This is a genomic window from Salmonella enterica subsp. enterica serovar Typhimurium str. LT2 (assembly GCF_000006945.2).
GTDB lineage: Bacteria > Pseudomonadota > Gammaproteobacteria > Enterobacterales > Enterobacteriaceae > Salmonella > Salmonella enterica.
In genome coordinates, this window is sequence record NC_003197.2 from 4,428,352 (window position 1) to 4,446,686 (window position 18,335).

The window sequence follows — 18,335 nt, forward strand, 5'->3', positions numbered from 1 at the left end:
CCTTACTGGCTGGTTGCCGGTCCGCGTGAAATGTCGATTTCGGTAGTGTAGCCGCCGCTGCGCGTGAGTTTGTGCATGGATTTATCAATCAGCCACTGCCCGGAAAGTACGCCAAAATCGCTCAGTTCTATCTTGTTGCCCGCCGTCAACTGCGGGCAGCCCATCAAGCTGAGCGTGCCGGTCTGCTGGTATTCGTTGTGGCTGTCCAGCGCGGCATTGGCTTTAGCCTGCGCCGCGCCGGTATCCGGAGCGCGACTGTTGATCTTCAGGGTATCGGCGCTGGTCGCCGCACCGCGCGCCGAGGTCTTTTCCTGGCTATCATGGGTATAAATAACCAGTTCTTTTTGCTTGCTATTTTGATGCTGCACGGTGGCGTTTTTGTAGATCCGGTTGATGGTATCTTTGAACGTGTAGTGCGAAACATCCGTCCGCCTGAGCGTCTTCACCGGCGCCAGACAGCGCAGCGTCGGCAGATGCGAAAAGATCAGCTCCGTCGCCGTCACTTTCACGGTATAGCCATATTCACTCGCCAGCCGTTTGAGAAACGCTACATCGGTTTCGGCATATTGCGTGACCCGATCAATCGTCAGCGGCGCAATCTTGCCCGCCAGCGTTAAACCGTGTTTTTGCGCGATGCGACTGGCGATGGCGGAAAGCGTAGTCTCCTCAAAGCCCTGGCTGTTTTTGGTGCGTAGCGCTTTGCTGACCGAGGTGGCGATACCGTCGATATTGACCGTCGAAGGCGGCGCGCTGATATCAATTTTATCAATGACATAGATTCCGCAATCGAGCAGATCTTCGCCCTGGTAGCCCAGGCGCAGCGCCAGCGTGTCGCCTTTTCCCGGATACCATTCGTTTACCCAGCGCCCGGTGCTATCTTCCAGCGCAATGGCAATGACATCCGACTCGTTTTTAATACTGTCGCTGTAACTGATGCTGGTGACATAAGGCGCGATGTCGTAAGTGATCTCTTTATGTCCGTACCAAAGGGTAAAAATGGGCGTCAGGGTGGCGAACACCCCGCCGGATACCGTTATCTCAGCCATGGCGGTAGCTCCGGGGTCGTTTGCGTGACGCTGATAACCGGGATGATCAGCCGCACGCCTGACGGTAAAACCGGCATAATAGCGACGTGCGGATTGGCCGCGATGATGCGTTCGTAGGCCAGCGCATCGCCGTAATAGCGCCAGGCGAGATTATCCCAGCGTTCGCCGTCGGTGGTGACATGTTCAAGGTAGCGCATTACAGACTCCTCGTAATATCGGCAGCGGCAAGCTGGCTCACGTCAGGAGCGCTTGTTTGCAGCGTGCCGCGCGCCTGATTGACCAGCGTCGCGGCGCTGTCGTAAGTCGCTTCCGCGACGCTGCTGGTGATAGCGTCAAACAGCGATTCGGCGTGTTCGATAAGCGTGCCGGCATCGCCCGCGCATTCGCGGATCCCCGGCAGGCTGTCGATCAGTTCCTGCATTTTCGCCGCCAGCGCTTTCGGCAGCCCGGCCAGCGTTTGCAAATCCAGCGGCTGCTGGAACAGCGCGTCTATCGAACTCATGGTTTTTTTCAGCGAATCGACGATATCGCCGCATTTTTCTTTCAGCGCTTTGGCTTCCTTCACCAGTTCTTTCGCCTGGGCGATCGTTTTTTTGATGTCATCAATGGCGTCGGCCACCTCATCCATCATCTCTTTGGCTTCACGCATACCCTCTTCAACGACGCTCAGCAGTTCATCGAACCAGGAATCGTTAACGTCGGGAAGCTCATCCAACATCTCGTCAATGTTCGGTTCCTGGGTGGTGATGGCCGGAGGCAGCAGCGGGCTCTTCGGATCGCCGGTGTACTCCTGTAGCGACAAACTGCCGCCCTGGGCAATGACGTTACCGTAAGGATCGGTGTGTTGGTGGGTAGCGGTCAGATCGGTAATCACGAACCAGCCGCGATAATCGCCGTTGCCGAACACCAGCGCCATCGCCTGGTGCGCGGTCATCGCTTCCCGCAGACGGTTCAGCTCGGTGGTCGGCTGGCAATACTGACTATGAAAGTTGAATTTCAGGGTGATTTTGTCCAGCTTATCGCCGATAAATTGCACGCCCGGTTTCCCTTCAATACGGGCATGGCTGGTGTAATCCACGCCCATCGTACTTTCAAATTCGTCCCAGTAAGCGACGACGTCAAATTCTATTTCGCCTAATACGGCATACATTATGCGTACTCCCGGCGCCGTTGCTGCGCCATGACATCGTTAATCATTCTCTCCAGCTCGCGTTTGCTCAGCGACAGCACGTTGTTGATATCTTTGGCGGCATTCGCGCCGCTTCCCTGCACGGTAACCTGCGGGGAAAAGTGTACCTGCACGTTGCTTTGCGCGCGGGAGGGCAGCGTATAAGGTTTCCCGCCGGATTTGCCGGGAAGCGCGGCTGGCGTCGGCGGCGTGGCGGCGCTTTTCGTCTTCACAGGCTGCGGCGAGGCCATCGTTTTGGCCGAGGTTGTCACCGCTTTCGCTCCCGATGCCAGCGGCGCGCTGGCCTGTTGCGCGACCATTGTTCCGGCAATACCGGGGACGGCGGCGGCGACAGACGGCATTTCAGCGCTGATGCCCAGCGCGCTTTTCGCCCAGTCGGGGATCAGCGCTTTTATCTTCTCAATCGCCCCGCTCAGGAAAGGAAGCGCATTCAGAATGCCGTTGATCAGGCTATCGAGAATATTGCCGCCAAATTCGCTGAAACTGGCGGGGAGTTCAATGCCAAACCAGTCCAGTACGCCGGCGAAGGCGCGGTAAAACAACCCCAGCGGCGACCAGTCGAGAATCAGACGCGTGACGCCGGCAATGCCTCCGTCAAAGGCGGTTTTGATGCGCTCCCAGACTCCGGCAAAGAAACCGGAAATCGGTTCCCAGTAGCGATAAAGTAAATAGGCGGCGCCTGCGATAGCGGTGATAGTCAGGCCGACAGGGTTCATCAGCAGCGCCCGACCCAGCCAGATAAACGTCTGGCCGACCAGCCGTAGCCCTTTTATCAGGCCGTTTCCCAGCAGCATCGTCAGGCTTTTCGCACCGTTGCCAAACGATTTCAGAACCGACAGCGCGCGACTGCCGCCGCCCAGCGCCAGACCGGCTTTGACCTTCAGGAAGATATCGATCAGGCGAATAAACGGTGACGCAATGAGGTTTGCTCCCAGCCTGAGAATATTCAGCGCCCCGTTGAACAGCCAGATAACGCTAACGACTTTAGCGACCCCTTGCACCAGCGCCGGATTTTCCCGCAGCCAGGCGCTGAACTGCCGCACCAGCGGCGTGATGCTTTGCGCCAGTTCGCCAATGGCGGGCATCAGTTCCAGGCCGACGGTCAGCCACAGATCGTTAAGTGAAAGTTGTAACGCTTTGGTCTGTTCTCCGGGCGATGTCATTTTCGCGGCGAAGTCATCATCAATAACATGTTGCCCCGCCGCCTGCATTGCGGAGGCTTTTAGCTGGCGATATTCGTCCATATTCGCCAGCATCGGGGCGAGAAAATCCCGCGTTTGCGCATCGCCGAACATCGCGCCGAGGTTAAATTTCTCCACCATGGCCTGTAGCGCGTCGCCGCGCGCGGAAAGATCCTCAATCTTCATGGTTTGCCTGAAGGTGTCGAGGATCTGCGGGTTCATTTTCTCCAGTTGCATCTGCACGATGTGGGTCATCGCTTCCGTCACGCCGATCCCATTTTGCTGATGCTCCAGCAGCGATCCCTGAAGATCCACGCCCTGGCGGGCAAACCAACTGTCCGTCTCTTTCGAGAAGGCGGATTTCAGGAAATGGTCGAAATTCGCTGCCGCCGCGCCTGCGTCAGGGGCATTTTTCATGGCGATTTGCATCGTTGCGGTCAGTTCCGCAATGCCTTCTTTCCCCTGAGCGCCGGTTTTTCCGGCAAAGGCGTTAATCCACTGGGTTTGCTCTGCAACGGAGCCGCCGCCGCTTTTTGCCACGCTGTACAGCATATTTTGCGCAAAACGGAAGTCGTCAGGGGCGATGTTCAGTTTGTCGCGAGTGGCCAGAGCCGCCTGCGCCCAGCTTTGCGCGCTGTCGCGGGAGGCGGTCGCGGCTTTGGCGATATCGGGCATGTAGCGGCTAAGATCCTGCAATGCGCTGACGCCGCCTTCGATCATCGTGGCGGCGGTGCTTTGCAGATCTTTTTGATCTTGATTGAAATCAAGGCTCCAGTCGCGGATATTCAGGCTCAGGGCGTCCCGCGCGGTGTTATCCATGCCGCCCTTCGCCGCCATATCGACCATGTTGCCCTGAAATTCGTAAGGCAGCTTCCAGTCGGGAGTCTCAACGTTCAGGAGCTTGCCGAGCTGTCCGGCGAACGTTTGTGTTTTTTCCAGCAACCCGGCGCGCTGTTTATCGTTCTCTTCCCGGCGAAGGGCGGAGTTAGCGAGCTGTTGCGTAAGCCGGGTGACTTTTGTTTGCTCAAAGCTGAGCGTGTGCAGCGTGCTGGCGTTGAGTGAGCCGTAACGGGCTATTGCCTGCGTCAACGTCTCATTACGCGCCTGAAGCTGGGTAATAATGTCGTTGGCCAAAATAGTGTCTCGTATAAGTTGCCCGGTAACAGGCTGCTTGCCGGAAAAAGGACAGGGAAGGAGTGAACCGGGCTTGGGTCAGGAAACCCGCAGGCATTAAGCCTGCGAGTCGTATTCGTGTTTAATTTGCGCGCTGGCTTCGTCCAGCCAGCAGGTAAAATCGTCAACCGACAGCGCGTCAATTTCACTGGGCGGAAAGCGAAACCACCTCGCCAGCAGCGCCATTGCCTGCCACAGTTGCTGTGGGTTCTGTAGCCATGCTAAGCATGGACTGAAATCGTTTCTGCAATGCCTGATAGTCCAGCAGATCCATTTCCGCCAGATCTTCGGTTACCAGCCCGGTCATAGCCGCCATCAGCGGCTCATCCCACTCTTCCGGTTTATCGCTGGCGCGTCGCGCGGCGCGCATATCTTTTACCTTCAGGCGACGTAATTGCAGAACGTCGATACGTTCCCCGGCGGCGGAGGTAAACGGGAACTGCAGGGTATATTTTTCGTTCATGGTATAGTCCTTATTCGTCGTGTTAAATTCGGGGCCGTAGCCCCGAAGTAATTAACCGCCAATATTATTGCGGTAGGCATTTAATTGATCCGCGCCATTTACGCGGAAAATATTCGCCAGATAATCCAGTTCAAGAAGCGTTTCACCGTCAACCACCTGTTTAATATAAGTGCAGCCGAAGGCGCTGCTGAATTCCGGGTTTTCATTCTGTTTAAACGTTCCCAGCGGGTTCTTTTTAAACATTACGGTCATATGCGTCACCAGCGCTAACTGATCCGCTTTACCCTGCGAGTTATAACAATCGATGCTGGAGCGGCACTGCAATGCCACCGCCTGCCACGGATTTGCCGTTTTACGCATGACGTCGTGGTAAAACGAGTTCCATTTAATTTCACCTTCCAGTTTGTCAAAACCGGCAGGCAGTTCAATTTTACCGACCATCCCCAGCGCTTTATGCTCCTGCATAATCATGCTGATATCAGGCAGTTTAATTTCACTCGCGCGACCTAAAAGATTATTACCATCAAGATAAATATTGGCGTTGGTAATACGGTTAATTTGAATTTTTCCAGCCATTAGCGATTGCTCTCCAGAGAAACTAAATATTCAGAGGTAATTTCGGTTTCAAACGTCAGACGTTCCAGCGGCGGCGGCGGGGTGAATTTGTAGCTCAGCAACAGATGCCCGGCTGCCAGTTCAGTCTGTTCGTTACGCGCCGGGTCGTACCAGCATTCAAAGCCCAACAACGCGCCGTCGGCAATCAGCTTGCGGCCCCAGGTGTTCACCGATTCGGTTAGCGCGTCGATCAGCGCCTGATTAATCGGCATATCCATGTATTGCTGGCTAAAATAGCGAATCGATTCGTTAATCACATCACCAGTACGGCGCACGTTCTCAAAGTTACGCATATGAGTAACCGTCGGCCAGGCGGCGGTACGGTTGCCCCACAGGCGCAAACCGGAGCCATAGCTGTTGAAGATGGTGGTGATGCCGTTTTCATTCAGTTGATTCACTTCGGTTTGCGGATCGTCGATCATCGCTGACAGCGAGCGCTCTACGCCGGTAATGCCCTGAATTTCCTGATTGGAGTTGCTCCACCAGAAGCCTTTTTCCAGATCCACTTTGGCACGCAGGCCAGCGGCGCGAGAGGAGAGCGGCTCCAGGACTTCGCTGTTCGTCGCGCTGTCGTACACTTTAACGTGCGGATAGCACAGACGCGCGCGATCGGAACTGGTATTGAAGTTAATCGCCCCCTGCGGACCGCGCCCTGCCAGAACCTGCTGGAAAGTCGTGCCGATGGGCGCATCAATGTAGGTAATGGCTCCCAGCGCTTCTGCCTGAGCGATAAGCTTAACGGCGACCGAGTTTTGCGTACAAAAGACCGGCGCAATCAGGATCTTCGCGTAAAAACCAAACTGGTTCCAGGTGTCCTGTAACAGCTTCATGCCGGTACGGTCACCCGCCGTGTTTACCGCGCCAACAATATCGGCGGCAGTCACTTTGGTGGGGTCCGCGTAAGTATAATTTACATAGGCCTGAACGCCGGGTTTCAGATTGGTCCCCATGCAGGTGATTTTACCGGTCAGCATATCAATGGTGTAATCGGTGCCTTTGATATAAGCGTTTCCGGCGTTCGTGCTGCGGCCAATGTTCATCGTTTGCACGGCCCCGTGCTTGAGTTGAATCTGACCGTTGTCATCAACCTTCACGGTTTCACTGGGAATGGTACTTTTGTGTACCGCCGGATTCAGCACGTTAATCACCACGACCGTCCCTGCGCCGTGATCGTAGATCGCCTTCAGCGCCTGCGGGATGGTGAAATTTGCCAGACCTGGGCCAAACTGTGCCGCGTCGCTTTCAGAAAGGCACAGCGTTGGCTGGTTAACCGGGCCGCATGGCGCGGTGCCGATCAGACCAATAACCGCAGATTTAACCGCCTTAACCGGACGTGGGCCGGTTTCGATCTCAATGGTCTCTACACCGTGCAGGTAATTAGCTGCCATGGACAATTTCCTCTTCATTAGTTTCTACTTCTTGCGTAACCACTGGCACCAGGTGACGGCGGGCAATCATGGTGATTACCCACTCGTTATCTTCCGGCAGCGAGATTTCGCTATTGGGCCACAGTAAGACTTCCTGACCGTCGGCGAGCGTGACGCCGCTTGCCGGGCCACTGTAGATATATTTCATTGAATTTCCTCATAATTAACGATTGTCAGCAGGGGGGAGTCCTTGCTTTCCTGTTCCGCGATAAACAGGGTGCTGGCGGTCATATCCAGGGCGTAACGGCAGAAGTTTGCGGCGTCGCCGATATATTTTTCGCTTTCCAGCCAGAGCGGACGATCACAGTCGGGAAGTTCAATGCCCCCCAACGAGCGACGTAGACGATCCAGCGCGTTTATCGCGTCACTTATTTGCGGAACAATAACGGTGGCGGAAATCCGGATTAGTTGTTTTTGTACCGTGGCATCCGTATTTTCTGGTTCGGCAAAAACCGAACCGCAGTAGTGAATTAATACCGTTACCTGCTGTCCTGTTGGGATATATACTTTCGCATCGGTTGATGAAATATGTATATCCATATCAGGGTTTAATTCACGTAGTCTATTCGCCACGGTATGTATAACAGATAATGTTTCCATATACGGTTTTCCTTGATTTACCGGGAGAGATAATATTCTCTCTTCGTTATCGTTCAGACGTATTTTGATGTATCAGGCATCAGGCGTCTTTTAATCTCCTTTAGAGAAAAAAGTTAAAACAAATAAAAAATCCCCGGCGTATAAACGACGGGGATTTGTTTAATGGTTACCTCGTTGAATCAGTTCTATTTTGCTATATAGCGCATCCAGTTTTGCTTCCAGAACGGCCTGGCCGCGAAGATAATCCTCGCGGCGGACATAATGCAGCGGTAAATCGGCGCGAAATTCCAGAAATTCTCTCTCCAGCCTGGACCAGCCCGCTTCTGATTCGCGCCGGGCAGCTTCCAGTGCTTCAAAACGTTCATTCAGCCGTTTTTCAATTTGCGCCAGCAGCAATTTACCGGCAGCAAACATTAATCCAACAAACGAAAGTAAGAGGGAGATGACTTCCCAAAAATCGATACTGAGTTTCATTACTCCCTCTGATTAATGAATGCAGCTAGCCCGCCCCCATTGCAAATAACGGGGAGCATGTTGGTATAAAATCGCTTTGGGGTAGTGACGATTCTCGCGCCAGTTTGCGGCGCTGCGCCCGGCGTTAACGCGTTCTACATGTTCAAACCAGATGGACGCATCCAACCCCTTTGCGGCGGCCAGCTTTTTATCTCTGTTCACCCAGCCTTGCCCGCCGTTATAGGCGCTCAGAGTGAAAGCCATTCGCTGGCAGCTATTTTTTGCTAACACGCTTTTCCACAACTGGCGGTCATACTGTACCAGCGCGCGTATCGCCCAGGCGGGATTAAACGGCTTGTTTTCGTGGAGTTCCGGGTACAACTGGCTCACCCATTTTGCCGTCGCAGGCATAAATTGCGCCATACCCTGCGCGCCAGCCGGAGAAAGCGCGTCAGGCGCCCAGCCGGATTCCTGATGTAGTTGCCCGGCAAAATCAGCAACGGGGGCGTTAAGCCCCCAGATTTCGCGCGCGGTACGAATCACTTCGTTGCGCCATTGCAGGGAAGCGCGCGGCGGTTCGGCAGCGTCGGCAGACAAGAAAGTCATAGCGCAGACCAGGCATACGTATTGATAACGCATCGTTACAGCCCCAGCGCGACGGCAAGGCAAATTGCCGCAACGATGATCGCGCGACGAATCATCGCCGCGGCGCAGCACAGCGATTCTTCCCAGGGGCAAAAGGAGTCGGGACGTGCCCAGGGGAAAAGACTACGGTCGAGCCAGTAACCCAGCACCGCTGATAACGAAACCAGGCTGAGTTTATAGATGACGACCGGAATTTGCGCTGATGATGTCCAGCCGATAAGCGCAAACAGTACGACAGAGGCAACCAGCCAGCCGGAAAGTCGGGGAACAATAATTTTTCGCATACTCTATCTCCTGATAATTGAGAGAGAAGTATCGCTTTTCCCCATAGTGGAAGAACGAAAAGGGCTTTAATAAATAACTTTAAAAAATGTTTAGCGCATGGCGTCAAATGCCAACAAATAAACGAATAAATAAAGCTTTCGGGGCAGGGGGTAGAGGTTGCCTGCGGAGAGTCAGTATGTGTCTGTGGCAGGCTACGATGGCGGTATTGCTGCGTCATAATAATCTTTGATTAAAATTATCTTATTGATTTTTAAAGTCAGTTTAAAAATTCACGCGATTGTGAGGAAAGCAATCTTTTTGATCGAACGCAGAAAAAAATGCAAAAAATTAACTGTATATGCATACAGTATTGTGTAAAATGATGACATCAGTGAAGGCTTACTTCACCTATAAAATAAATACATATTATAAATTGAAAACGATATATATATTTTTTTAATTTATAATTAAATGCGTTGATAGTAAATATTTATATATATTTTGAATGTATTGATAGGTAGTTATTGCACCGTTTTTTACGCTTCCCTTTTTGGTGCCGTCACGGGGAGCATGGTGCTGGATATGGAGATAAAATATGATTCAGAAATCAAAAGAAATGGTTCGGCTTCCGGAGATTATTAACGATCTGGCGTTTCATGCGTCGCAGGTGCTTATTGAAAGCATGAATATTGATAGCGCGTCAGCCGAAAATGCCGGTCAGGCAATTGCTGACAGAATGATGCGCAACTGGGGCGGGCAAAGCATTTATTTTCCCAAAGGTATCTCTGGTCGGGCTTCGGAACGGGATTATCAGATTTACAGCGAGTGCGATGGGCGTAATTATGCGGAGCTGGCCAAAAAGTACAATTTGACACTGCAGTGGATCTATAAAATCGTTAAGCGGGTCCACACGGAAAAACAGCACCAGCGGCGTATGCTGTAAGCGATATCGGGTATGGCGTATAGCGCGACAAGCGCTATACGCCGGGAGCAGCGACAGGCCGGATAAGGCGCCTGCGTCGCCATCCGGCAGCGTATTGCCTGATAGCGCTCACCCGCTGCCGTGTCAGGGCGATTATTCAAATAAGTTCTGATGTAGCTTTTGCACCACTTTCTCGGCATCGTCTCCCGGCACGAGGAAGCACAGATTGTGGCTGGAGGCGCCGTAACAAATCATGCGAATGTTGAACGGTTCCAGGACGCCAAACACTTCTTTACCAACACCGCAGGCTTTTGACAGGTTGTTGCCAATCAGCGCGACCAGCGCCAGTCCTTCTTCAACTTCGACCCGACACAGCGCGGAAAGCTCCATCAATAAGGATTGGGTCAGTAACGTATCGCCCGTGGAGGTGGAGCCGGTAGTATCCAGCGTCAGCGCGACGCTCACCTCCGAAGTGGTAATCAGATCTACCGAAATATTATGCCGCGCCAGAATGCCGAACACCTCTGCCAGGAAACCTCGTGAGTGCAGCATATTCAGGCTGTGCAGCGTCAATAGCGTTTGATTGCGGCGCAGCGCCAGCGCGCGGAACAGCGGCGGGTTTTGGGTTTTATTGCACACCAGCGTACCGCCCGCTTGCGGATCTTTACTGGAGCCAACGAAGACCGGGATATCGCTACGCACGGCCGGGAGTAAGGTGGCTGGATGCAGTACTTTTGCGCCGAAGGTTGCCATCTCCGCCGCTTCTTCAAAGTCGATTTCATCAATTCGCTGCGCGACAGGCACTACGCGCGGGTCGGTGGTGTAAATACCGGGCACATCTGTCCAGATATCAACCCGCGCGGCGTGGAGCGCTTCAGCCAGCAACGCTGCCGTATAGTCGCTGCCGCCGCGGCCTAACGTCGTGGTGCGGCCTTTGCTTTCACTGCCGATAAAGCCCTGAGTAATGACCAACGTTTCGCTCAGGCGCGGGAGCAACTGCTGCGCGGCCAGTTCCGCAAGCGCTGCGACGTCCGGTTCCGCACGACCAAAGCGATCGCTGGTACGCATCACTTTGCGCACGTCGAACCAGTGGGCCTGTACGTCGCGTTCACGCAGGATCTCAACAAATAGCAGGGTAGACATCAGCTCGCCGTGGCTGACCAGTTCATCGGTCAGGGCTGCCGATGTCGCCAGCGATGCCGCCTCCGCCAGAATAGTGATGTTTTCCAGCAGGCGTTCAATCTCTTCGCGAATGACATTCGGATGACGCAGACGATCAAGGATATCGAACTGGATTTTACGGATGGCGTCGAGCGTAGCGAAACGTTCGCCGGGCTCCATCCCTTCGGCCAGCGCCACCAGCAGGTTAGTGATGCCGGCAGACGCGGAAAGCACGACTAAACGAACATTGGTGTCGGAAAGTACGATATCCGCGCTACGGTTCATGGCGTCAAAATCAGCGACGCTGGTACCGCCAAATTTGGAAACAACGATCTCTGTCATATCAACCTCGTGTCAGGAAATGAAAAACGCGACCATGGCACAAGGGCAGAACAGAAACCGGTGCAGGCGCAAATGCAAGTAACGTATTTATAAATAAAAGTTGTGGCCTGGACTGTCAACGTTGGGATTATGCGGATTTTTTATGCTGAGTTTAGGCTCAGTAACAGCGCTTATAACCCCGATACCCATTTGCCGCCTTTCTGCACCTCGAATTATTTAGGGTATATACTTTTTATCCTCATTCGACAGTGCCTGGGGCAACGGCACTAAAACAATCACACTTTTCTGTGACTGGCGTTACAATCGATCCCAGTCACAATTCTCAAATCAGAAGAGTATTGCTAATGAAAAACATCAATCCAACGCAGACTTCTGCCTGGCAGGCGCTCCAGAAACACTACGATGAAATGAAAGACGTTACGATCGCTGAGCTTTTCGCGAACGATAGCGACCGTTTCGCTAAATTTTCCGCGACGTTTGACGATCTGATGCTGGTGGATTTCTCCAAAAACCGCATCACCGAAGAGACGCTGGCAAAATTACAGGATCTGGCGAAAGAGACCGATCTGGCCGGCGCGATTAAATCCATGTTCTCCGGCGAGAAGATCAACCGCACCGAAGACCGCGCCGTGCTGCACGTGGCGCTGCGTAACCGTAGCAATACGCCGATCATTGTGGACGGCAAAGATGTGATGCCGGAAGTGAACGCCGTACTTGAGAAGATGAAAACTTTCTCGCAAGCGATTATCTCCGGTCAGTGGAAAGGCTACACCGGTAAGGCCATCACCGACGTGGTGAACATCGGTATCGGCGGTTCCGACCTCGGCCCGTTCATGGTGACCGAAGCGCTGCGTCCGTATAAAAATCATCTGACTATGCACTTCGTCTCTAACGTCGATGGTACCCACATCGCTGAAGTGCTGAAGAAAGTGAACCCTGAAACCACGCTGTTCCTGGTCGCGTCGAAAACTTTCACCACCCAGGAAACCATGACCAACGCCCACAGCGCGCGCGACTGGTTCCTGAAAACTGCAGGCGATGAAAAACACGTGGCGAAACACTTTGCTGCGCTCTCCACCAACGCCAAAGCGGTCGGCGAATTTGGTATCGACACGGCCAATATGTTCGAGTTCTGGGACTGGGTCGGTGGTCGTTACTCGCTGTGGTCTGCCATCGGGCTGTCCATTATTCTGTCCGTCGGTTTCGACAACTTTGTCGAGCTGCTTTCCGGCGCGCACGCGATGGACAAGCATTTCTCCACCACTCCGGCGGAGAAAAACCTACCCATTCTGCTGGCGTTGATTGGCATCTGGTACAACAATTTCTTCGGCGCGGAAACCGAAGCCATTCTGCCGTATGACCAGTATATGCACCGTTTCGCCGCCTACTTCCAGCAGGGTAACATGGAATCCAACGGTAAATACGTTGACCGTAACGGCAACGCCGTGGATTACCAGACAGGCCCAATTATCTGGGGCGAACCAGGCACCAACGGTCAGCACGCGTTTTATCAATTGATTCACCAGGGTACTAAAATGGTGCCGTGTGATTTTATCGCCCCGGCTATCACCCATAACCCGCTATCCGATCATCATCAGAAGCTGCTGTCTAACTTCTTCGCGCAGACCGAAGCGCTGGCGTTTGGTAAATCCCGCGAGGTGGTTGAGCAGGAATATCGCGATCAGGGTAAAGATCCGGCGCAGCTTGAACACGTTGTGCCATTCAAAGTGTTTGAAGGCAACCGCCCGACCAACTCTATCCTGCTGCGCGAAATTACGCCGTTCAGCCTGGGCGCACTGATTGCGTTGTATGAGCATAAAATCTTTACGCAGGGCGTCATCCTGAACATCTTTACTTTCGACCAGTGGGGCGTTGAGTTGGGTAAACAGTTGGCTAACCGTATTCTGCCGGAGTTGGGCGATGATAAAGCTATTTCGTCCCATGATAGCTCTACTAACGGTCTGATTAACCGTTATAAAGCCTGGCGCGCCTGATGGCACTGCGCTTATCCGGTCTACGTAATGCATAGCGTCTGTAGGCCGGGTAAGGCGTTTCGCCGCCATCCGGCAAAAAGAGAATAAGATAATAAAAAGGCCGATATTCACATCGGCTTTTTTTATAAGATAATTCCGCTTGTCCGTCTTTATCCCCACAGTTTTATATTGAGCTTAATCCTAAAATAAGCAATAACCAGAAAATCACTCTGCGTTATTTTCAGATTATACGGATGCTGATGTCTTTTAGTTTAATTTTAACTTATTGATTTTATTTGTTTGTTAATTAAATAATGTAGGCGTTACTTCTTTAAAGTTTAATTATCCTAAAACTTCGATGTTATTTCTCCCGGACATAATCCGCCTGCTTTGGTTGTGTATACTCGGTAGCGCCCGAAATTCTTTTGGGTAAATCTCCATTCATTCAATGAAGGGAAGTTATGATGAAAAAAGTACTGTATGGCATTTTTGCCATAACCGCGCTTGCGGCGACATCTGTCTCGGCAGCCCCCGTTCAGGTGGGTGAAGCGGCAGGGTCGGCAGCGACGTCGGTATCGGCGGGAAGCTCCTCCGCTACCAGCGTTAGCACCGTAAGTTCGGCGGTGGGCGTCGCGTTAGCGGCAACCGGCGGCGGCGATGGTTCCAATACCGGAACCACGACCACCACGACCACCAGTACCCAGTAGTATCGGTACGTTTAACCATAACCACACTCCGGTGTGGTTATTTTGCCCCTCTGGAGAAGCGTCGTGAAGCGACTCGCACTTATCCTGATTTGCCTGCTATTACAGGCGTGTTCGGCCACCACCAAAGGCCTGGGCGATTCACTGTGGGACAGTTTGTTCGGTACGCCAGGCGTACAGCTAACGGATGACGATATTCAAAACATGCCTTATGCCAGCCAGTACATGCAGCTTAACGGCGGTCCTCAACTGTTTGTGGTGCTCGCTTTCTCGGAAAACGGGCAGCAGAAATGGGTGACGCAGGATGGCGCGACGATCGTGACGCAGCATGGCCGTCTGGTCAAAACTCTGCTCGGCGGCGACAACCTGATCGATGTGAATAATCTGGCGACCGACCCGCTGGCGAAACCAGGACAGATTATCGATGGCGCGACCTGGACTCGCACCCTGGGCTGGACCGAACATCGCCAGGTGCGTTACGCCACCGCCCGTTCCGTTTTTACATGGCGAGGGACCGATAGAGTGAACGTCGGCAGTGAGGAAACCGCCGTGCGGGTGTTAGATGAAGAAGTGACGACCGATCAAACGCGCTGGCGTAATCGCTACTGGGTTGATAGCGAAGGCCAAATTCGCCAGACGGAACAGTATCTGGGCGCGAATTACTTTCCGGTGAAAACCACGCTGATTAAGGCGGCAAAATCATGATGAAAAGGACGATAAGCGCGCTGGCGCTGGCCTTTGTCGCGTCATCCGCCTTTGCCAGCGGCACTGTTACCGTTTTTACCCAGGGTAATAGCGAGCCTAAAACGCTGACAGACGCTGAGCGTCTGCTCGATTTAGTCGGACAGCCGCGCCTGGCAACGAGCTGGTGGCCTGCGGCGGTGATAGGCGAAGAACAGGCGACCGTGACGGCGCGTCAGCAGCAACAGGAACTTCTCGGGCGGCTGGCGGTGCTCAGCGCTGAGGAAGACGGCGATGCTGCGGCGGCGATAAACACACTGCGCCGACAGATTCAGGCGGTGAAGGTGACGGGCAGACAATTCGTGAATCTTGATCCTGACGTGGTTCGGGTGAGCGAACGAGGTAACCCGCCGCTGCAAGGTCACTACATGCTCTGGGTCGGACCGCAACCCACGCAGGTGACGCTCTTTGGCTTGATTAGCCAGCCGGGCAGCCAGCCGTTCGTCCCTGGGCGGGACGTCGCCAGTTATCTCGAGGATCAGCGCTTACTCAGCGGCGCGGATCGTAGCTATGCCTGGGTGGTTTACCCTGATGGACGCAGCCAAAAAGCGCCGGTGGCTTACTGGAATAAACGTCATATCGAGCCGATGCCCGGCAGCATTATTTTTGTCGGTTTTGCCGATTCCCTTTGGCGCGGCACGCCGGAGGCGATAAATGCCGACATTCTTCATACCCTGACGCAGCGGATACCGGAATAATGAAAAAAACACATCTGCTCAGCGTGCTGGCGCTGGGTATTAGCGCGGCCTGCCATGCCGAAACATATCCAGCCCCTGTTGGGCCTTCACAATCTGACTTTGGCGGCGTGGGCCTGCTGCAAACGCCGACAGCGCGTATGGCGCGTGAAGGGGAGATGAGCCTGAACTATCGCGATAACGATCAGTACCGCTACTACTCGGCTTCGGTTCAGCTTTTCCCGTGGCTGGAAACCACGTTGCGCTATACCGATGTCCGTACGAAAAAGTACAGCAGCGTGGAATCATTCTCCGGCGACCAGACTTACAAAGATAAAGCGTTTGATGTGAAACTGCGGTTGTGGGAAGAGAGTTACTGGATGCCGCAGGTGGCGGTTGGCGCGCGCGATATCGGCGGGACGGGGCTGTTTGATGCGGAATATATTGTAGCGAGTAAGGCCTGGGGGCCGTTTGATTTTTCATTAGGTCTCGGCTGGGGCTATCTTGGCACCAGCGGCAATGTGTCTAATCCTTTCTGTTCGTATAGTGATAAATTCTGTTCGCGTGATAACAGCTACAAAGAGGCAGGTTCCGTCGACGGTAGCGATATGTTTCACGGCCCGGCCTCGCTGTTTGGCGGCGTGGAATACCAGACCCCGTGGCAACCGCTACGCCTGAAGCTGGAGTATGAAGGCAATAACTATCAGCAGGATTTTGCGGGTAAACTGGAGCAGAAGAGCAAGTTTAACGTCGGCGCCATTTACCGCGTCACCGATTGGGCCGACGTTAACCTCAGCTACGAGCGCGGCAATACCTTTATGTTTGGCGTTACGCTGCGCACCAATTTCAACGATTTACGTCCCGCGTATCATGACAATTCACGCCCGCAATACCGACCACAGCCGCAGGATGCCATCCTGCAACATTCGGTAGTGGCTAATCAATTAACGTTATTGAAATATAATGCCGGTCTGGCGGACCCGAAAATCCAGGTCAAAGGCGATACGCTATACGTTACCGGTGAACAGGTGAAGTACCGCGACTCCCGTGAAGGGATCGTGCGCGCTAACCGGATCGTCATGAACGATCTGCCGGAGGGGATCCGCACGATCCGCGTGACGGAAAACCGCCTTAATCTGCCGCAGGTCACCACTGAAACCGATGTCGCCAGCCTGAAACGCCATCTGGAAGGCGAACCGCTGGGACATGAAACTCCGCTGGCGCAAAAACGCGTGGAGCCGATCGTGCCAGAGAGTACTGAACAGGGCTGGTATATCGACAAGTCGCGCGTTGATTTTCATCTTGATCCCGTGCTGAATCAGTCGGTAGGCGGCCCGGAAAACTTCTATATGTATCAGTTGGGCGTAATGGGAACTGCGGATCTGTGGGTCACGGATCATCTGCTCACCACGGGCAGCGTGTTTGCCAATATCGCCAACAACTACGACAAATTTAACTACACCAATCCGCCGAAGGACTCGCATCTGCCGCGGGTGCGTACGCATGTCCGTGAGTATGTGCAGAATGATGTTTATGTGAATAACCTACAGGCCAACTACTTCCAGTATTTTGGCAATGGTTTCTATGGGCAGGTCTACGGTGGTTATCTGGAGACCATGTTTGGCGGTGCCGGGGCGGAAGTCCTGTATCGCCCGGTAGACAGCAATTGGGCGTTTGGCCTGGATGCCAACTACGTGAAACAGCGTGACTGGCGTAGCGCGCAGGATATGATGAAGTTTACCGATTACAGCGTGAAGACCGGACATTTGACCGCATACTGGACGCCGTCGTTCGCCCAGGATGTGCTGGTGAAAGCCAGCGTTGGTCAGTATCTGGCGGGCGATAAAGGCGGTACGCTGGAGATCGCCAAACGCTTCGATAGCGGCGTCGTTGTCGGCGGTTACGCGACGATTACCGATGCGTCGCCGGATGAATATGGGGAAGGGGATTTTACCAAAGGCGTATATGTTTCCGTGCCGCTGGATATCTTCTCGTCCGGCCCAACCCGAAGTCGTGCGGCAATTGGCTGGACGCCGCTGACGCGTGACGGTGGTCAACAGCTTGGCCGTAAGTTTGGCCTGTATGATATGACCAGTGACAGGAGCGTAAATTTCCGTTAATACTCAGGCCGGATAAGGCGTTTACGGCGCTATCCGGCAAATTATCTTATTGAACAAAATATAAACATAAATAAAAAATATAGATGCCCGTCACATTTGTGCGTTATACAGAAACCTCGCCGCAGAGAAAGAGGGGGCTGTTATGATGCCATTATCGCGCTCACGTCTTGAGTTTATCGCCACGATTTTACAAAACGTACTAAATTTGGGGCTGCTTACCCTCGGTCTGATCCTGGTCGTTTTTCTCGGTAAAGAGACGGTTCATCTGGCGGATGCATTATTCGCGCCTGAGCAAGCCAGCAAATATGAACTGGTGGAAGGGCTGGTGATCTACTTTCTTTATTTCGAATTTATTGCGCTGATTGTGAAGTACTTTAAGTCTGGCCTTCACTTTCCGCTGCGCTATTTCGTGTACATTGGGATCACGGCGATTGTGCGTCTGATCATTGTCGATCATAAAACGCCAATGGATGTATTACTCTATTCGGCGGCGATCCTCCTGTTGGTTATCACGTTGTGGTTATGTAATTCGAACCGACTACGGCGAGAATAGGCGTCGCCACACCGTAACGGACGTATGGCGTGGCAATAAATTAGCCGCTGTCTATAACGCATAAAAAAAGCGCTCCGAAGAGCGCCAAA

The 18,335-nt window shown here is 53.3% G+C and carries 19 protein-coding genes and 17 other annotated features; of the genes, 7 read left to right on the forward strand and 12 right to left on the reverse strand.

All coding sequences use genetic code 11. The features are described from left to right. Positions 1-2 precede the first annotated feature (2 nt). The 11 genes from STM4208 to STM4218 form a co-directional block, all read right to left on the reverse strand. Positions 3-1,053, reverse strand: a protein-coding gene (locus STM4208) for a putative cytoplasmic protein (RefSeq protein ID NP_463073.1). Within the gene, positions 3-1,046 belong to an annotated coding region; the region does not span the whole gene. Continuing rightward, positions 1,034-1,251 (reverse strand): putative inner membrane protein gene (locus tag STM4209; protein ID NP_463074.1). Within the gene, positions 1,034-1,243 belong to an annotated coding region; the region does not span the whole gene. The genes STM4208 and STM4209 overlap by 20 nt, the downstream gene beginning before the upstream one ends. Continuing rightward, positions 1,048-1,053 (reverse strand) — a ribosome-binding site (putative RBS for STM4208; RegulonDB:STMS1H004116). It overlaps the preceding gene by 6 nt. Then, the gene (locus STM4210) for a putative methyl-accepting chemotaxis protein (RefSeq protein NP_463075.1) occupies positions 1,243-2,201 on the reverse strand. Within the gene, positions 1,243-2,196 belong to an annotated coding region; the region does not span the whole gene. Before STM4210 ends, STM4209 begins: the two co-directional genes overlap by 9 nt. Further along, positions 1,246-1,251 (reverse strand) — a ribosome-binding site (putative RBS for STM4209; RegulonDB:STMS1H004117). It overlaps the preceding gene by 6 nt. Continuing rightward, positions 2,196-2,201 (reverse strand) — a ribosome-binding site (putative RBS for STM4210; RegulonDB:STMS1H004118). Its footprint lies within the gene STM4210. After that, on the reverse strand, positions 2,196-4,550 hold the full coding sequence (locus tag STM4211; protein NP_463076.1) for a putative phage tail protein: 2,355 nt from the start codon (positions 4,548-4,550) through the stop codon (positions 2,196-2,198). The genes STM4210 and STM4211 overlap by 6 nt, the downstream gene beginning before the upstream one ends. 553 nt (positions 4,551-5,103) lie before the next feature. Beyond that, positions 5,104-5,635 (reverse strand): putative phage tail core protein gene (locus STM4212; protein NP_463077.1). Within the gene, positions 5,104-5,628 belong to an annotated coding region; the region does not span the whole gene. Beyond that, positions 5,628-7,062 (reverse strand): putative phage tail sheath protein gene (locus tag STM4213; RefSeq protein ID NP_463078.1). Within the gene, positions 5,628-7,055 belong to an annotated coding region; the region does not span the whole gene. Before STM4213 ends, STM4212 begins: the two co-directional genes overlap by 8 nt. Further along, positions 5,630-5,635 (reverse strand) — a ribosome-binding site (putative RBS for STM4212; RegulonDB:STMS1H004119). It overlaps the preceding gene by 6 nt. Then, positions 7,045-7,249, reverse strand: a protein-coding gene (locus tag STM4214; protein ID NP_463079.1) for a putative cytoplasmic protein. Within the gene, positions 7,045-7,242 belong to an annotated coding region; the region does not span the whole gene. The genes STM4213 and STM4214 overlap by 18 nt, the downstream gene beginning before the upstream one ends. Next, positions 7,057-7,062 (reverse strand) — a ribosome-binding site (putative RBS for STM4213; RegulonDB:STMS1H004120). (Overlaps the previous gene by 6 nt.) Further along, positions 7,239-7,701, reverse strand: a protein-coding gene (locus STM4215; protein NP_463080.1) for a putative cytoplasmic protein. Within the gene, positions 7,239-7,694 belong to an annotated coding region; the region does not span the whole gene. Before STM4215 ends, STM4214 begins: the two co-directional genes overlap by 11 nt. Next, positions 7,244-7,249, reverse strand: a ribosome-binding site (putative RBS for STM4214; RegulonDB:STMS1H004121). It overlaps the preceding gene by 6 nt. Beyond that, positions 7,696-7,701 (reverse strand) — a ribosome-binding site (putative RBS for STM4215; RegulonDB:STMS1H004122). It lies within the gene STM4215. Before the next feature lie 152 nt (positions 7,702-7,853). Continuing rightward, positions 7,854-8,174, reverse strand: a protein-coding gene (locus STM4216; RefSeq protein ID NP_463081.1) for a putative inner membrane protein. Within the gene, positions 7,854-8,168 belong to an annotated coding region; the region does not span the whole gene. Further along, positions 8,169-8,174 (reverse strand) — a ribosome-binding site (putative RBS for STM4216; RegulonDB:STMS1H004123). It overlaps the preceding gene by 6 nt. Positions 8,175-8,180: 6 nt before the next feature. After that, the gene (locus STM4217) for a putative soluble lytic murein transglycosylase (RefSeq protein ID NP_463082.1) occupies positions 8,181-8,792 on the reverse strand. Within the gene, positions 8,181-8,786 belong to an annotated coding region; the region does not span the whole gene. Then, positions 8,787-8,792 (reverse strand) — a ribosome-binding site (putative RBS for STM4217; RegulonDB:STMS1H004124). (Overlaps the previous gene by 6 nt.) Then, positions 8,789-9,084, reverse strand: a protein-coding gene (locus tag STM4218) for a putative inner membrane protein (RefSeq protein NP_463083.1). Within the gene, positions 8,789-9,076 belong to an annotated coding region; the region does not span the whole gene. Before STM4218 ends, STM4217 begins: the two co-directional genes overlap by 4 nt. After that, positions 9,079-9,084 (reverse strand) — a ribosome-binding site (putative RBS for STM4218; RegulonDB:STMS1H004125). It overlaps the preceding gene by 6 nt. A gap of 707 nt (positions 9,085-9,791) precedes the next feature. Then, positions 9,792-9,797, forward strand: a ribosome-binding site (putative RBS for STM4219; RegulonDB:STMS1H004126). Here STM4218 and STM4219 point away from each other — a divergent pair. Then, positions 9,792-9,999, forward strand: a protein-coding gene (locus tag STM4219; protein NP_463084.3) for a putative cytoplasmic protein. Within the gene, positions 9,796-9,999 belong to an annotated coding region; the region does not span the whole gene. It overlaps the preceding feature by 6 nt. 132 nt (positions 10,000-10,131) lie before the next feature. Here the strand turns inward: STM4219 and lysC are convergent. After that, the gene (gene lysC, locus STM4220) for a lysine sensitive aspartokinase III (protein NP_463085.1) occupies positions 10,132-11,490 on the reverse strand. Within the gene, positions 10,132-11,481 belong to an annotated coding region; the region does not span the whole gene. Beyond that, positions 11,485-11,490, reverse strand: a ribosome-binding site (putative RBS for lysC; RegulonDB:STMS1H004127). It overlaps the preceding gene by 6 nt. A 319-nt stretch (positions 11,491-11,809) precedes the next feature. After that, positions 11,810-11,815 (forward strand) — a ribosome-binding site (putative RBS for pgi; RegulonDB:STMS1H004128). Between lysC and pgi the strand changes: the two genes are divergently transcribed. The 6 genes from pgi (at position 11,810) to yjbA (ending at position 18,246) form a co-directional block, all read left to right on the forward strand. Further along, positions 11,810-13,475 (forward strand): glucosephosphate isomerase gene (pgi, locus tag STM4221; RefSeq protein NP_463086.1). Within the gene, positions 11,826-13,475 belong to an annotated coding region; the region does not span the whole gene. (Overlaps the previous feature by 6 nt.) A gap of 430 nt (positions 13,476-13,905) precedes the next feature. Beyond that, positions 13,906-13,911: a ribosome-binding site (putative RBS for yjbE; RegulonDB:STMS1H004129), on the forward strand. Further along, positions 13,906-14,161 (forward strand): putative outer membrane protein gene (gene yjbE / locus STM4222; RefSeq protein ID NP_463087.3). Within the gene, positions 13,916-14,161 belong to an annotated coding region; the region does not span the whole gene. Its footprint overlaps the feature before it by 6 nt. A gap of 33 nt (positions 14,162-14,194) precedes the next feature. Then, a complete protein-coding gene (yjbF, locus tag STM4223) occupies positions 14,195-14,863 on the forward strand; it encodes a putative outer membrane lipoprotein (RefSeq protein NP_463088.3) in 669 nt (222 codons plus the stop codon). Further along, positions 14,846-14,851: a ribosome-binding site (putative RBS for yjbG; RegulonDB:STMS1H004130), on the forward strand. It overlaps the preceding gene by 6 nt. Then, the gene (yjbG, locus tag STM4224; protein ID NP_463089.1) for a putative periplasmic protein occupies positions 14,846-15,597 on the forward strand. Within the gene, positions 14,860-15,597 belong to an annotated coding region; the region does not span the whole gene. The genes yjbF and yjbG overlap by 18 nt, the downstream gene beginning before the upstream one ends. After that, positions 15,589-15,594 (forward strand) — a ribosome-binding site (putative RBS for yjbH; RegulonDB:STMS1H004131). (Overlaps the previous gene by 6 nt.) Beyond that, the gene (yjbH, locus tag STM4225) for a putative outer membrane lipoprotein (RefSeq protein ID NP_463090.1) occupies positions 15,589-17,693 on the forward strand. Within the gene, positions 15,597-17,693 belong to an annotated coding region; the region does not span the whole gene. The genes yjbG and yjbH overlap by 9 nt, the downstream gene beginning before the upstream one ends. Before the next feature lie 130 nt (positions 17,694-17,823). Beyond that, positions 17,824-17,829: a ribosome-binding site (putative RBS for yjbA; RegulonDB:STMS1H004132), on the forward strand. Next, positions 17,824-18,246 (forward strand): putative inner membrane protein gene (gene yjbA, locus STM4226; protein NP_463091.1). Within the gene, positions 17,836-18,246 belong to an annotated coding region; the region does not span the whole gene. (Overlaps the previous feature by 6 nt.) Positions 18,247-18,335: the final 89 nt, after the last annotated feature.

Excerpts from the sequence above, each read along its gene's own strand:
- STM4208 (NP_463073.1), bottom strand. The coding sequence starts at position 1,046 with ATGGCTGAGATAACGGTATCCGGCGGGGTGTTCGCCACCCTGACGCCC.
- STM4209 (NP_463074.1), bottom strand. The coding sequence starts at position 1,243 with ATGCGCTACCTTGAACATGTCACCACCGACGGCGAACGCTGGGATAAT.
- STM4210 (NP_463075.1), bottom strand. The coding sequence starts at position 2,196 with ATGTATGCCGTATTAGGCGAAATAGAATTTGACGTCGTCGCTTACTGG.
- STM4212 (NP_463077.1), bottom strand. The coding sequence starts at position 5,628 with ATGGCTGGAAAAATTCAAATTAACCGTATTACCAACGCCAATATTTAT.
- STM4213 (NP_463078.1), bottom strand. The coding sequence starts at position 7,055 with ATGGCAGCTAATTACCTGCACGGTGTAGAGACCATTGAGATCGAAACC.
- STM4214 (NP_463079.1), bottom strand. The coding sequence starts at position 7,242 with ATGAAATATATCTACAGTGGCCCGGCAAGCGGCGTCACGCTCGCCGAC.
- STM4215 (NP_463080.1), bottom strand. The coding sequence starts at position 7,694 with ATGGAAACATTATCTGTTATACATACCGTGGCGAATAGACTACGTGAA.
- STM4216 (NP_463081.1), bottom strand. The coding sequence starts at position 8,168 with ATGAAACTCAGTATCGATTTTTGGGAAGTCATCTCCCTCTTACTTTCG.
- STM4217 (NP_463082.1), bottom strand. The coding sequence starts at position 8,786 with ATGCGTTATCAATACGTATGCCTGGTCTGCGCTATGACTTTCTTGTCT.
- STM4218 (NP_463083.1), bottom strand. The coding sequence starts at position 9,076 with ATGCGAAAAATTATTGTTCCCCGACTTTCCGGCTGGCTGGTTGCCTCT.
- STM4219 (NP_463084.3), top strand. The coding sequence starts at position 9,796 with ATGCGCAACTGGGGCGGGCAAAGCATTTATTTTCCCAAAGGTATCTCT.
- lysC (NP_463085.1), bottom strand. The coding sequence starts at position 11,481 with ATGACAGAGATCGTTGTTTCCAAATTTGGCGGTACCAGCGTCGCTGAT.
- pgi (NP_463086.1), top strand. The coding sequence starts at position 11,826 with ATGAAAAACATCAATCCAACGCAGACTTCTGCCTGGCAGGCGCTCCAG.
- yjbE (NP_463087.3), top strand. The coding sequence starts at position 13,916 with ATGATGAAAAAAGTACTGTATGGCATTTTTGCCATAACCGCGCTTGCG.
- yjbG (NP_463089.1), top strand. The coding sequence starts at position 14,860 with ATGATGAAAAGGACGATAAGCGCGCTGGCGCTGGCCTTTGTCGCGTCA.
- yjbH (NP_463090.1), top strand. The coding sequence starts at position 15,597 with ATGAAAAAAACACATCTGCTCAGCGTGCTGGCGCTGGGTATTAGCGCG.
- yjbA (NP_463091.1), top strand. The coding sequence starts at position 17,836 with ATGATGCCATTATCGCGCTCACGTCTTGAGTTTATCGCCACGATTTTA.